The organism is Nocardia sp. NPDC003345, assembly GCF_053589395.1.
On record NZ_JBSFRU010000174.1, the window covers coordinates 1 to 13,087 of the forward strand.

General features: G+C 69.4%; 14 protein-coding genes and 1 pseudogene. 6 read left to right on the top strand and 9 right to left on the bottom strand.

What is annotated here, in order from left to right; genetic code table 11:
• The 5 genes from ACWDU1_RS19220 to ACWDU1_RS19240 form a co-directional block, all read right to left on the bottom strand.
• The coding region (locus tag ACWDU1_RS19220; protein WP_450000196.1) for a lipopolysaccharide biosynthesis protein at nucleotides 1–486 on the bottom strand (486 nt) is incomplete at its 3' end.
• Nucleotides 483–1,634, bottom strand: coding sequence for a glycosyltransferase family 4 protein (locus ACWDU1_RS19225; RefSeq protein ID WP_450000198.1), 1,152 nt, complete (start codon nucleotides 1,632–1,634; stop codon nucleotides 483–485). The genes ACWDU1_RS19225 and ACWDU1_RS19220, both read right to left, overlap by 4 nt.
• Nucleotides 1,631–2,683, bottom strand: coding sequence for a glycosyltransferase family 4 protein (locus tag ACWDU1_RS19230; RefSeq protein ID WP_450000200.1), 1,053 nt, complete (start codon nucleotides 2,681–2,683; stop codon nucleotides 1,631–1,633). Before ACWDU1_RS19230 ends, ACWDU1_RS19225 begins: the two co-directional genes overlap by 4 nt.
• Nucleotides 2,684–2,706: 23 nt before the next feature.
• Nucleotides 2,707–3,549: a glycosyltransferase family 2 protein gene (locus tag ACWDU1_RS19235; protein ID WP_450000216.1), complete on the bottom strand. Its 843-nt coding sequence runs from the start codon at nucleotides 3,547–3,549 to the stop codon at nucleotides 2,707–2,709.
• 104 nt (nucleotides 3,550–3,653) lie between these two features.
• Complete coding sequence (locus ACWDU1_RS19240) at nucleotides 3,654–4,835, bottom strand: class I SAM-dependent methyltransferase (protein WP_450000202.1); 1,182 nt, start codon at nucleotides 4,833–4,835, stop codon at nucleotides 3,654–3,656.
• A gap of 14 nt (nucleotides 4,836–4,849) precedes the next feature.
• On the opposite strand from ACWDU1_RS19240, the gene rfbC reads away from it, so the two are divergent.
• A complete protein-coding gene (gene rfbC, locus ACWDU1_RS19245; protein ID WP_450000203.1) occupies nucleotides 4,850–5,416 on the top strand; it encodes a dTDP-4-dehydrorhamnose 3,5-epimerase in 567 nt (188 codons plus the stop codon).
• Here the strand turns inward: rfbC and ACWDU1_RS19250 are convergent.
• From ACWDU1_RS19250 to ACWDU1_RS19265, 4 genes are read right to left on the bottom strand one after another with little or no spacing between them, the layout of a single operon-like run.
• Entirely contained in the window at nucleotides 5,400–6,428 is a 1,029-nt protein-coding gene (locus ACWDU1_RS19250) for an NAD-dependent epimerase/dehydratase family protein (protein WP_450000204.1), read from the bottom strand. The two genes, rfbC and ACWDU1_RS19250, sit on opposite strands and share 17 nt — an antisense overlap.
• Nucleotides 6,429–6,430: 2 nt before the next feature.
• Entirely contained in the window at nucleotides 6,431–7,081 is a 651-nt protein-coding gene (locus tag ACWDU1_RS19255; RefSeq protein WP_450000206.1) for a PIG-L deacetylase family protein, read from the bottom strand.
• A complete protein-coding gene (locus ACWDU1_RS19260; protein ID WP_450000208.1) occupies nucleotides 7,078–7,860 on the bottom strand; it encodes a glucose-1-phosphate cytidylyltransferase in 783 nt (260 codons plus the stop codon). The genes ACWDU1_RS19255 and ACWDU1_RS19260 overlap by 4 nt, the downstream gene beginning before the upstream one ends.
• The gene (locus ACWDU1_RS19265; RefSeq protein ID WP_450000209.1) at nucleotides 7,857–9,107 is read right to left on the bottom strand and encodes a class I SAM-dependent methyltransferase; all 1,251 of its coding nucleotides are present in this window, start codon (nucleotides 9,105–9,107) and stop codon (nucleotides 7,857–7,859) included. The genes ACWDU1_RS19260 and ACWDU1_RS19265 overlap by 4 nt, the downstream gene beginning before the upstream one ends.
• A gap of 436 nt (nucleotides 9,108–9,543) precedes the next feature.
• Between ACWDU1_RS19265 and ACWDU1_RS19270 the strand changes: the two genes are divergently transcribed.
• The 5 genes and pseudogenes from ACWDU1_RS19270 to ACWDU1_RS19290 all read left to right on the top strand — a co-directional run.
• Entirely contained in the window at nucleotides 9,544–11,034 is a 1,491-nt protein-coding gene (locus ACWDU1_RS19270) for a sugar transferase (protein WP_450000211.1), read from the top strand.
• A gap of 182 nt (nucleotides 11,035–11,216) precedes the next feature.
• Entirely contained in the window at nucleotides 11,217–11,678 is a 462-nt protein-coding gene (locus ACWDU1_RS19275) for an SRPBCC family protein (RefSeq protein WP_450000213.1), read from the top strand.
• Nucleotides 11,679–11,788: 110 nt separating this feature from the next.
• The gene (locus ACWDU1_RS19280; protein WP_450000215.1) at nucleotides 11,789–12,154 is read left to right on the top strand and encodes a WDGH domain-containing protein; all 366 of its coding nucleotides are present in this window, start codon (nucleotides 11,789–11,791) and stop codon (nucleotides 12,152–12,154) included.
• A 59-nt stretch (nucleotides 12,155–12,213) separates the two neighbouring features.
• Complete coding sequence (locus ACWDU1_RS19285) at nucleotides 12,214–12,618, top strand: Fur family transcriptional regulator (RefSeq protein ID WP_450000217.1); 405 nt, start codon at nucleotides 12,214–12,216, stop codon at nucleotides 12,616–12,618.
• Between the two features lie 34 nt (nucleotides 12,619–12,652).
• Nucleotides 12,653–13,087, top strand: a pseudogene (locus ACWDU1_RS19290) (catalase/peroxidase HPI); the annotation flags it as partial.

A 13,087-nucleotide genomic window follows, 5' to 3' on the forward strand; every position in this document is an offset into this window, starting at 1 on the left:
CAGGATCCCGCCCCGGATCGCGAGATAGGTGCCGCGGGTGTGGTTGACCACCCCGCGATCGGTGCCCGACTCCTGCACCCGGGCCGCGAGATAGGACGTGATGCCCAGATCCACCACCAGCGAGCCGAGGAAATAGGCCGACATGCCGACGGCCAGCAGGCCCATCCCGGAGGCGCCCAGCAACCGCGCGATCAGCGGCAGTGTCGCCACCGTGACCAGGTACTGCCCGTATTTGCCGAAACTGACGTAGGCGATATCGCGGAGCAGGATCGCGAATTCGCGAATCCGGGCCGCCCGGGTGCGCGGCTCATCCGCCCCGTCGGGGAGCGCGGTGACCAGCGGCAGCTTCTCCGTCGGCCAGTCCGCGAACGCCGGGATGATCTCGGTGGGCAGGTCGTAGTCGGGGGTCCGCAGACCGTCCAGCGATACCGGATAGTGCCGATGCACGATCCGGATCGGGATGGTGTTGTCGGTGGCCGTGCTCATCGCGCCGGTACCGCCCGCCCCGGGGTCACCCGGTCGAGGACGGCGGCGACACCGGCTGCGGTCGCCGCGATCCCGAACTCGGCCGCCCGTTCCCGCGCCGCCGCTCCCAGCCGGGTACGCAGCGCGGGATCGGCGATGAGCCGGTCCAGGGCGGCCGCCAGCTCGACCGGGTCGCCCGGGGCGGTGAGCAGCCCGTCCACATCCGGGTGCACGATCTCGGTGGGCCCGCCGGCGCCCGCGGCCACTACCGCGCATCCCGCGCGCATGGCCTCCACTACGACCTGGCCGAACGGTTCCGCGAGGACCGAACAGTGCACCGCGATATCGGCATCGGCGAAATACGGGGTGGGATCGTCGGTGTGCCCGGTGAATTCGATCGGCGTGCCCAGCCGCCGTGCCCGGTCCTCCAGCTCCGACCGGTAATCCTCTTCGCCGAAATGGGTCCCGCCCACCACGACGACCGCGGCCGGCCGCTGCCGCAGCAGCGCGAGCGCCCGGAACAGCACCTCGTGGCCCTTCCATCGGGTCAGCCGCCCTGCCATCACGATGCGTACATCGCCGGGCTCGCGCTGCGGGGGCCGAGTCACCGGCCCGATGTCCTCGAGACCCGGGTAGGCGACCGTCGCCACCCGCCCCCGGGTGTACAGGGTGCGCAGTGTCGCCCGGCTGTTCGCGATGATCGCGCGCGCGACGGTCCAGCCCAGCAGCCGCAGCGACCAGGCGAGCGCGACGCCGAAATAGTCGGCGCCGATCCGGTCGTGCACCTGCCAGATCAGCGGGATACGCGCGCGCCGCGCCGCCACCGCGCCCACCAGCAGTGTCTTCGTGCTCTGCGCGACCACCACATCGGCCTGCCCGGCCCGCAGGGCCACGCCGACCTCGGCGCCCAGCCGCACCAGTTCCAGGGCCCCGGTGGCCAGCCGCCCCGGCCCGGACCCGGCGATGGTCAGCGAACGGCTGTCGAACCCGGTGCGGTGCACGGTGACGGGGATATCGCGGGCACGCAGCAGCTCGACCAGGGCACCGTCGGCGGTGAGCAGGACCGAGGCATCCACCGCCGCCGACCGTAACGCGGTCACCAGCCTCAGCACGGCCAGTTCGGCGCCGGAGGGGGCGGCGGTATGGCAGAGGAATACGGCGCGGATCATGCGGTCAGCTCCCGGTACAGCGCGATATGGCGGTCGGCCGCCGCGGCCCAGGAGAAGGTTTCGGCATGGTCGCGGCACGCGGCGGCGGTGGGGACCGCGCCGCCGAGCGCCGCGGTCAGGCGGGCCGCCAGGGCGTCGGCGTCTCCGGCGGTGACGATCAGTGACGGGTCGAGGCCGCGCACCGAATCGGGCAGACCGCCGCAATCGGTGACCACGGGCGCTCGTCCGGCCGCCAGTGATTCCAGCGCGATGAGCCCGAAGCCCTCGAGCGCCGTCGACGGAACCACCGTGACGGCCGCCCGCGCGTACCAGCCGGCCAGCGCGGAATCGGTGATCGCGCCGGTGAATACGACACCGTCACCGAGCGGCGCGGCCTGCGCGCGCAGCGCCTTCTCGGCGGTTCCGGTGCCGACCAGCACCAGTCGCGCGTCCGGATGGGCGGCCCGGACCTCCGGCCAGGCACCCAGCAGCACATCGATACCCATACGGTGCTCGAGCCGCCGGACGCACAGCACGACCGGCGCGGTACCGGAGGGCCCGGTAGCGGATCGGAATCGGTGCAGATCCACCCCCGGGGCGATCACGGCCACCCGCTCCGGCGGCACCCGGTAGTCGTTGATCAGCAGATCCCGGAAATGGCCCGACAACACCACGAACCGGTCGGCGGGCCGGGCTCGCAGCCGCTCCAGCGTGAACTTCACCCGCGCCGCGGTCGTGCCGCCACCGGCCAGCCGGCTCTCGGCCGCCCACGGTCCGTGGAAGTGGATCACCAGCCGCCGCCCGCGCGAGGGTTGTGCGGGCGGGCCGTACAGCGTGAAATGCCGGTCGAGCACGGTCACCGCCCCGGCCGGCTCGCCCCGGAACGCGGTACGCGCGCGGCGCCAGGTGGAACCGCCCACCGGACCCCACGACATTCCGCCCGGCGGCGCGGTGCCGAACGCCGCGGCCGAGACCGAGATCTCGGGACGGCCGGTGAGCGCGCCGAAGAGGTCGGTGAAATAGCGGTTCAGCCCGCCCGGCGCGGAACCGGACCATTCCGACCCCGTCATATGCACTCGTGGCGCGACCGCGGTCATAGGCCGGACCCGAACCGTGACCGGAGCTCGCGCCCGGCACGCACCCGCAACCGCTCCAGCGCGGTACGCGCCAGCCGCAGATCCCCGATCGTCACGTCCCACGGCGACAGCAGCCGGGGACAGTCGCGGGCCAGCCGGTGATGGAACCGCAGGGTTTCGCTCAGCTTGCTGATCGTGGAGGTCCGCGCGCACAGGTTGAAACTGGAGGCCCGCCAGGCGGCCGCGACCTCGGGCAATCCGAAGAAGAGCCCGAACTGACCCACGCGCGCGAACAGGTCGACGTCCATCGGGAACACCAGATCCCCGCGCAAACCGCCCACCCGGTCGAAATGCTCCCGCCGGAACATCGCCGCGGCGGTCGGCCCGAAATCGGCGGGTCCGCGCCGGACGATGGTGCGGGCCAGGGCCCGCGCGGTCCGTACGCCGTCGAGTCCGGGCAGCCCCAGATCGGTTTCCAGCAGCGCGCCCTGCTCGTCGATCACCTGGAACCGGCTGGAACTGATCGCGAACGCCGGATCGGCCATCACCTCGACCTGGGCCGCCAGCGAACCCGGCAGCAGAATATCGTCGGCGCACACCACTTTCACCAGATCACCGGTGGACAACGCGATCGCACGATTCCAGTTCTCCCCGATGGGCAGGACAGTATCGTTGCGCTCCACCCGCAGTCGCGGGTCGCCGAAGGACGCTGCGATCGCCCCGGTCGCGTCGGTACTGGCATTGTCGAGCACCAGCAGTTCGAACTCGGTGTCCTGGCTCAGAATCGAACGCAGGGTCTCCTCGAGCGTCCGCCCGGCCTGGTAGGCGGGGACACAGACCGAGACGCCGGCCACACTGATCCTTTCGTGGGAACAACAGGGAAATGGGTATCGCGACGGCACCGCGCGAGCCGGGTGCTGTCCGGGGGCGCCGGGCGGGATCCCGCCCGGCCGGTATCGGCGCGCTACGGGATGGGCCGCCCCCGCGCAGGTGAGCCGGGGTCGTCGACCAGCCAGCGTCCGGCGAGTTCGGGGAAACGCTCGCTGACCTCGGGCAACAGATCGGGCACGGTGAGCAGCACCTGATCCGGGCGGGCGGCGAGCAGTTCCGTGGGCGAGATGATCGGGATATCCGTTCCCGGCATCCGGCGTCCCCGTTTGGCCGGCGCCGCGTCCGCGACCGCGGCCAGCAGATCGCGCCCGATCCCGGCCCGGCACAGCAGCGCAACCGCCCGGGACGCGGCCCCGTACGCGTAGACCCGGGCGCCGCATGCCGCTGCCGTCTCCAGGGTCGCCCGCAGCTGCCGGGCATGCCGGTCCGCCGCGTCCTGCAGGGTCCGTAGTGCCTCGGCGTCGTGGGCCGGCGCCTCCCGCCGCAGGACACGGCGCACCGCGTCGTCGGGTTCGGCGCCGCCGTGCACGGCGGCGATCAGCACGGTCCCGCCGTACAGGTCGAACTCCCACGCGGTCAGTACCGACATACCGGCCCCGGCGAGCATTTCGCGCAACACCCGCAGGGAGTAGTAGGCGAAGTGGCCGTGCCGCAGGGCGTTCCACTGTCCGGTCGCCGCGATGGTGTGCAGCGGGTGGTACTGCAGCAGCAGCACGCCACCGGGGGCGGTGGCCGCGGCACGGCCGGCGATCCCGGCGGCCTGGTCGCGTTCGTGCATGAGACCGAAGGAATCCAGCACGATATCCGCCGGACCGGCGACCGGAGTGAAACCGCGCTCCGCCAGCAGCTCCAGCCAGCTCCCGCCGTGTGGGCTGGCGAATTCGCGGATGGTCGCGCCGCGTAACAGACCCGCCGACGCGACCCTTCGTACCGCGTCGGCGGCCTGTTCCCGCAGGGCCCGTGGCTCCACTGCGCGCGGCTCGGCGGTGACCGTATCGTCTCGGACCAGCTGTGCCAGTCCACATCCGCGGCAGATCGCCATCGACAGCGGATGGGCCGCCTCGGCGGGTCGCGGCAGGGTGGCGGCCGACGGGAAATGATCCGCGGCCGGCATCGGGCCGAGGTCGAGTACGGTCTCGGCGACCTGGTGACCGCAGGCCCGGCAGCCCGGCGGATCCGCGACCGCGCCGGAACGCCGCGAGTCCAGGATCACGGTTCGCGCCGCGGCGGACTCCGCGAGCCGGATACCGGTCATGGCACCATCTCCGGGTGCGAATCGACGAGACGGAACTGGCCGATGTGCTGCTCCTGGTGCCCGAACCCTTCCGCGACGATCGCGGCCTGTTCACCCGCACCTTCGACGCGCGGATCTTCGACGGCCGGCTCGGTGCCGGTGCCTCGGCGGCGTTCGTCCAGGATTCGCAGTCCCGCTCGGCGCGGGGCGTGATCCGCGGGATGCACGGCCGCGGCGGGCGCGGCGAGGCCAAACTGGTGCGTTGCGCGCACGGCGCCGTTCACGATGTCCTCGTCGATATCCGCCCGGACTCGGCCACCTTCGGCCGCCACCAGGCGTTCCTGCTGGACGACACCGATTTCCGGCATCTGTACGTGCCCGCGGGCTTCCTGCACGGTTTCCAGGCGCTCACCGATACCGCCGATATCTGCTACCGGATCGACCGCCCGCACGACCCCGCCGAGGATCTCGCCGTCGCCTACGACGATCCCGATCTCGCGCTGGTGTGGCCGCAGGAGGTCACCAGGGTCTCGCCGCGCGACCGCGCCGCGGGCAGCTGGCGGGAACTGCTGGAATCGCCCCACCTCAGGCACCGATCCTGACCCGCCGCAGCGTCTCGTCCACCGCGCCCGATTCACCCAGGTGCCGCAGCCGCGCCAGCCGGACGAAACGCTGCGAGAATCCGCCGGCCGTCAACCCGTGCGCGGTGTACTCCCGAACCAGTTGCGCCGCGCCCTCGGCGATCGTCCAGCGCGCCTCGAAACCCAGTTCACGCCGAGCCGCGCCGAAATCGACCCGGTAGGAACGCGGATCGGCGCCGGACTCGCCGGTGATCACCACCCGCGAACCCGGTACCGCGTCCGCCACCGCCCCCGCGATCTCGGCGACGGTCCGGTTGTTGGCCTCGGTCCCGATGTTGTAGGCCCGGCAGTGGATCGCGGGGACCGGCGCCTCCAGGCATATCGCGAAGGCCTCGGCGATATCCGCCGCGTGCACCAGCGGCCGCCACGGCGTGCCGTCGGAGAGCACCTTCACCACCCCGTCGAGTACGGCGTGCCCGGCCAGATTGTTCAGCACGATATCGGCGCGCAGCCGCGGCGAGAACCCGAAGGCGGTCGCGTTGCGCAGGAATACCGGCGCGAAATCCGCGTCCGCCAGATCCGCCAGATCGTCCTCGACCCGGACCTTGCTCACGGCGTACGGAGTGAGTGGCCGCAGCGGAGCGCTCTCACCGACCAGATCCTCGCCGGCCGCGCCGTACACCGAACAGGTCGAGGCGTACAGGAAGCGCCGGACTCCCGCCTCTTTCGCGAGCCGGGCCAGCCGCACCGACGCATGGTGGTTGATCTCGTGGGTGATCGCGGGATCCATGGCGCCCAGCGGATCGTTGGACAGCGCCGCCAGATGGACGACGGCGTCGAACCCGCTCAGCTGCCCGACGGTGATATCACGCAGGTCGGTGGCCGTCGCCGGCGGATCGTGCGGCGCCGGGCCCAGGACACAGTCGGCGAACCAGCCGGTATCGAGACCGTGCACGGTATGGCCGCGCGCCACGAGCACCGGCACCATCACAGTGCCCAGGTAGCCCTGGTGACCGGTGACCAGAACACGCATCGTTACGAACCTCCGAAATCGAGAACGGCCTTGACCAGTTCGAATCCCTCGGCGTAGGCGCTGTGGCACTGCACGCCCCGAACACGCGCCAGTCCCAGGAACGCGTCCGCGTCGAACCAGTCGCGCGCGGCCTGCGAGGGATAGCATTCGGCCAGCAGCCGCGCCTTCTCCCGCACCGTCCGCGCCGGAACCGGATGCAGGATCACCGGCCGGGGAGTGTCGGTCTCCCATTTGAGGATTTCGTAGCCGAGCACCAGGTGATCCCGGAACTCGGTGGGTACCAGACGCGCCAGCACCCGGTGGTCCTGATGGGCGTCGGCGCCCTGCGGCGCGAAGACGACCTGGGGTTCGGTCTCGCCCCGGAAGCGGGCGAGTTCGGATTTCACGCGGTCCCAATGCGCCGGGGCCCGGCCGTCCGGTACGTCCAGCACCGTGAGTTCGAGATCCGCGCCCGCGCAGAACGCGCCGAGCGCCTTGTATTCCTCGGCCTCGCGCGCGGTGCCGCCGCCGGAGAGCACCAGCGCCCGCACCCGCAGGCCCGGGTGCGCGCGAGTGAGCGTCAGCAGCGTGGCGCCCATACCGATGGCGATATCGTCACAATGCGCTCCGAGCAGTGCGATCTCGGTGAGGCCGGTGGGGGACAGCGTGATCACCGGGCCGCGCCCTCCCACACCATCCACGGGCGGTCGCCGCGGTGGTATCCGGCATCGAGTTCGGCGCGCTCCTTGAACGTATCGGCCGGTTTCCAGAATCCGTCGTGCCGGTAGCCGAAGAGCCGGCCCTGCGCGGCCAGCGCCCCGCAGGCGTCCTCGACCAGATCCCCGCCCTCCGGCAGGTGGTCGAAGATATGCTGGGTGAGTACGAAATATCCGCCGTTCTCCCAGATCGCGAGCTCGGCGACCGGGGTGATCTGTTTGATCTCCCCGCTCGGCAGGACATCCACGCAATGGAACGACGATTGCGGCGGCACGATCATCATCGACGCGGCCGCGCCGGAAGCGGTGAACCGGTCGATCATCGTGTCCAGTGGAGCGTCGGTGAGCACATCGGAATAGTTGGCCAGGAACATCTCGTCGCCGCCGAGGTGCGGGCGCACCCGGCGCAACCGTTCCCCGATGGCCGATTCCAGCCCGGTATCGACGAAGGTGATCGTCCAATCGGCGATATCGGAGTGCAGCAGTTCGACCCGGCCGTCGCGGATGACGAAGTCGTTGGACATCGTCTCCTGATAGGTGAGGAAGAAATTCTTGATGTGATGGGCGCCGTAGCCGAGGCAGAGGATGAATTCGGTATGCCCGAAATGCGCGTAGTAGCGCATCACATGCCAGATCAGCGGCCGCGGGCCCACCATCTGCATCGGCTTGGGCGCCCCGTCGGTGTCTCCGCTGCGCATGCGCATGCCGTAACCGCCGCAGAACAATACGACCTTCATCGCGCACCGGCCCCCACCGCGGCCGGATCGACCACGCGCATATCGGGTAGCGGGAACACCAGACGTCCGCCCCACTCGGCGACCGGTGCCAGCTGCGCGGTCAGTTCGGTTTCCAGATTCCACGGCAGGACGAGGACGAAATCGGGGCGGTCGGCCTCGATACGATCCGGTGCGTGGATCGGAATCCGGGTGCCGGGCGTATAGCGGCCGTGCTTGTACGGGTTGCGGTCCACGGTGTACTCGAGCAGGTCGGGACGGATTCCGCAGTAGTTGAGCAGAGTGTTGCCCTTACCCGGCGCACCGTATCCCACCACGGTCGCCCCGGCATCCTTGCGGTCCAGCAGGAAACGCAGCAGTTCCCGGCGCACGGTTTCGGCGCGGTCACGTAGCGGCCCGTAACCGGCCACATCGTGCAGCCCGGCCGCCGCCTCGAGGGCCGTCACCTCGTCGACCCGGCCGGACGGTTCGGTCACCACCTCGGCCGGGCGGGCCCAGATCCGCAGCGATCCGCCGTGGGTGCCGAGCAACTCCACATCCGCCACCGCCAGACCGCCCGTGGCCAGCGCCCGCCGGGCCGAGGCGAGTGTGTAGTACTGGAAATGTTCGTGGTAGATCGTGTCGAACTGGCCGTGGCGTACCAGGTTCAGCGCGTGGTGCACCTCGATCGAGAGCCACCCGTCGTCGGCGACCAGTGTGCGCAGCGCCCGGGTGAAGCCGCGCAGATCGGGCACGTGGGCGTAGACATTGTTCGCGACCACCAGGTCCGCGGGCCCGTACTCGGCACGTACCCGCCGGGCCGTGTCCTCGTCCAGGAACTCGGTCAGCGTCGGCACACCCGCGGCTCGCGCCGCCGCTCCGACATTCTCCGAGGGTTCGATACCGAGACAGGGGATACCCGCCGCGACCACCGGCTTCAGCAGATAGCCGTCGTTGCTGGCGACCTCCACCACGAACGAATCCGCGTCCAGTCCCAGTCGTGCCCGCGCCGCCGCCACGAACTCCCGGGCGTGCGCCACCCAGCTCGCCGAATACGACGAGAAGTAGGCGTATTCGGTGAAGGTGTCCGCGGGTGTGATGAGTGCCGGGATCTGCAGCAGCAGACAGTCCGCGCAGACGCGGAGATGAAGCGGATAGGTGACTTCCGGAAGGTTTAGCTGTTCCTCGGACAGGAAACTCTCACAAGGAGGTGTCGCACCCAGGTCCACAACGCTGGACAGTCGGGTCGACTCACACAATCGGCAATGCACTCGGGCTCCACTCGGACGGTCACGGTCATCGGCGGCGCCCCGCAGCCCCGAGAAGCAGCTTCTCTGTGCCGATCGACGGAAAAATTAGCACCTATCCGGCGTAGTTGCGACATATCGCCGGAAGGTTTCTGCGTTGTGGTGACCTAGAGCATATCTTCAGCAAACCCGTAACGATTGGACTGTGTATAGCGATGGCGGCCAACCCAATCCGGTCATTCCCCCGGACCCGCCTGCTTCGATGATGCCGGATATCGCCCCGGTGGGCGTCCACCGCTTGTGCGGGAGGGCAAACAGGGCAATACTTCTGCAACAGACCGGCTCGGATGAGACATATTGTGTGCTCTTCCGGGCCGGACTTACTGAAAATACGTGCGATCCGCCGTCGAATGCGAGCGGTGGAGGCGCGGGTGGTTCCGAGTTCGAGCGGGTTTGTTTCATGGTTCTGGATCTCCGGGCGGTCGGCGGCACGGTCGACCTGTCCCTGCCGAATCCCGCTGACCGGGACTCGTGGCGCGTCGGCTATGTCCGCCGGCTGGTGGGGACCGACCTGGCGGTGGTGAGCGTGGCCGCCCTCTGCGCGCAACTGTCCAGCATCGCCGCGACCAGTCCCCGCTCATGGGAACTCGACCCCCGGGACGCCGCGCTGACCTTGGGTATCGCGCTGGGATGGTCGATACTGCTGGGTCGCAGCGGGTCCCGATCGCCGCATACCGTCGGCGCCGGAACCGACGAGTTCCGGCGGCTGGCGTCGGCGACCCTGCAACTGTTCGGGACGATCGCCATCGCTTCGCTGATCCTGCGAATCGATATCGCCCATCCGCATCTGGTGGTCGCGTTACCGCTGGGCCTGCTCGGCCTGGTCACCACCCGGGCGCTGTGGCGTGGGCACGCGGCCCGGCATCGCGCTCTCGGCCGTTACCGGCGCTCGGTGCTCGTCGTCGGCGGCCCGGATTCGGCCGGTGCCATCGCGACCGCGTTCTCCGAGCGGGATCTGAACGGCTATCACGTCGTCGGTGTCTGTACACCCACCGGCGGTGAGATCGGGACCCCGGCCGTGCTGCAGGTGGGTGCGCGGGCGATACCGATCGTCGGCAACGACCGGTCGGTGCGCAGCGCGGTACGCCGCACCGGTGCGGACACCGTGGTCGTGATGGCCACCGATCGGCTCGGACCCCGCGATATCCGGCGGCTCGCGTGGGATCTCGACGCGTTCGGTACCGAGCTCATCGTGGCGCCCGGTGTCATGGATATCTCCGGCACCCGGGTCGCGGGGCAGGTGCTGGCGGGTATGCCCATGCTGCATATCGAGCGGCCCCAATACGATCGGGCTCTCTCGTTCGGTAAGACCGTCTTCGATATCTGCTTCGCCGCGCTGGTTCTGGTGCTGATCGCGCCCGTGCTGCTGGTTCTCGCCGGTGCCGTGAAGGGCACCAGTGCCGGCCCGGTGTTCTATCTGTCCGAGCGGATCGGGATGGACGGCAAACCGTTCCGCATGATCAAGTTCCGCAGTATGTTTCTGCGGGCCGACCGGGAAACCGGATCGCTGATCAGCGCGAACGGCGGAAATCCGCTGTTCTTCAAACTCAAGGACGATCCGCGCGTCACCCCGGTGGGCCGTTTCCTGCGCAAGTACAGCCTCGACGAGCTTCCGCAGTTCTTCAATGTCCTGGCCCGGGATATGAGTGTGGTCGGCCCCCGCCCGCAGGTGCGGCGCGAGGTCCACTCCTATGACGGGGTGATGCGCCGCCGTCTGCTGGTGCGGCCCGGTATCACCGGCCTGTGGCAGGTGAGCGGGCGCTCCGATCTGTCGCCCGAGGAGTCGGTCGAACTCGATATCTCCTATGTCGAGAACTGGTCGATGCTGCTGGACCTGCGGATCATCGCGCGCACCCTGCGCGCGGTCGCACGCGGCGACGGCGCGTACTGATCCGGATCCGGGCACGGCCTGAGACCGCTGGTGGCCGCGCCCCGCGAAGGGAACCGCGGCCGCTGCTTGTTTGTGCCGGCGGGCGGCGGGTAGGCGCGGTGTGTCCGAGAACGACGGACCGGCGCCCGCTTCCGGTTATCACCGTGGACGCCGGCCGGTCCCGAGGAAAGCGAGGTCTCGCCATGAGCACGGTTACCGCTTCCACCGAGGTCGAGGTGCCGATTCGCACGGCCTACAACCAATGGACCCAATTCGAATCCTTCCCGGAATTCATGGAAGGCGTCGTGCGGGTGGACCAGATCGACGACACCAGGACGCATTGGAAGGTCGAGATCGGGCCCGGTGAACGGGAATTCGACGCCACCATCACCGAACAGCATCCCGAGGAACGGGTGGCATGGCGGTCCGACAGCGGCCCGAAGCATGCCGGTGTCGTGACCTTCCACCGGATCGATGACTCGACGACCCGGGTCATCACCCAGATGGATATCGATCCGGAGGGCTTCCTCGAGAACGCCGCCGACAAACTCGGTGTCCTGGACCACCGGGTCAAGGGCGACCTCGAGCGGTTCAAGCGTTTCATCGAATCCCGGCCGCGGGAGAGCGGCGGGTGGCGCGGCGACGTGCCCCGGCCCGGGGATTGAGTTCCGCGCGCCGGACCGGCCGGTCGCCCGCGTACCGTCTCGGCTCCGGACCGCGGCCCCGGTCCGCCCGATTCCTCCCCGCCCCGGCCCCGGGGCGGGAGGATGGCGGTATGAGTGCCGGGGTCGACGAGAACACCAGCGACGGTCGCCATACATTTGCGGAGCTGTATCGCTACCGGATGCTGTACAACGCCCTGGCCTTCAACGAATGGGCCGGTACCGGCCGCTACGACGTGCACAAGAGTCTGCGTCACAGCGACGGTGAGCTGTGCTTCGGCGGCGGCTGGTTCGTCGTGTACGCCACTCTGCCCACCGGGCAGATCGCCAATCACTACGAGGTGCGACACTGGGACCTGTTCCGGATTCCGGAGCGTTGCCGGCCGGTAGCCTGGGACGGGCATACGCCGCAGGAGGCCGCGGCGCGCATGGATCGCTTCCTGCGCGCGGCGCCGGGCGCGGGCGGGCTCAATACTTGACTCATTCAAGAAAAGAGACGAGACTTCCGTACGTGCATACAGCCACGGACTTCCAGCAGATGCTGCGGGGAGTTCCGCTTCGCGTCACGGCCGCGCGAGTCGCGGTGCTGGGCGCGGTGCAGGACCACCCGCACGCCGACACGGATACGATCATCCGCGCCGTGCGGGCCGACCTGTCGGCGGTATCACATCAGGCGGTGTACGACTCGTTGCGTACGCTCACCGCGGCAGGCCTGATCCGGTGCATTCAGCCCCCCGGGTCGGTGGCGCGGTACGAATCGCGGGTCGGCGACAACCACCATCACGTCGTATGCCGGACGTGCGGGGCGATCGCCGACGTCGACTGTTCGGTCGGTTCCGCGCCGTGCCTGACCGCGTCCGACGATCACGGCTTCACGATCGACGAGGCCGAGGTCATCTACTGGGGCCTGTGCCCCGACTGCGCGAAAGTTCCGCACCCCTGATCGCAGCCCGCACCATAATTCAGGAAGGAATGTCGTGACCTCCGAAAGCCGTCCGCCCGCTCCTGACACGGAAACCCGCAGCGCCAGCGAGAGCGAGAACCCGGCGATCCCCTCGCCCACACCCCATACCGACCATCGCCCCCGCAGCAACCGCGACTGGTGGCCGGAGCAGATCGATGTCTCGATACTGCATGCCCACTCGTCGAAATCGAACCCGCTCGGCGAGGATTTCGATTACGCCGCGGAATTCGCGAAACTCGACGTCGAGGCGCTGAAGGCCGACGTCGCCGCGGTCCTGACCGATTCGCAGGATTGGTGGCCCGCCGACTACGGCAACTACGGCGGTCTCTTCATCCGGATGAGCTGGCATGCCGCCGGCACCTACCGGATCGCCGACGGGCGCGGCGGTGGCGGCCAGGGCGCCCAGCGTTTCGCGCCCCTCAACAGCTGGCCCGACAATGCCAACCTC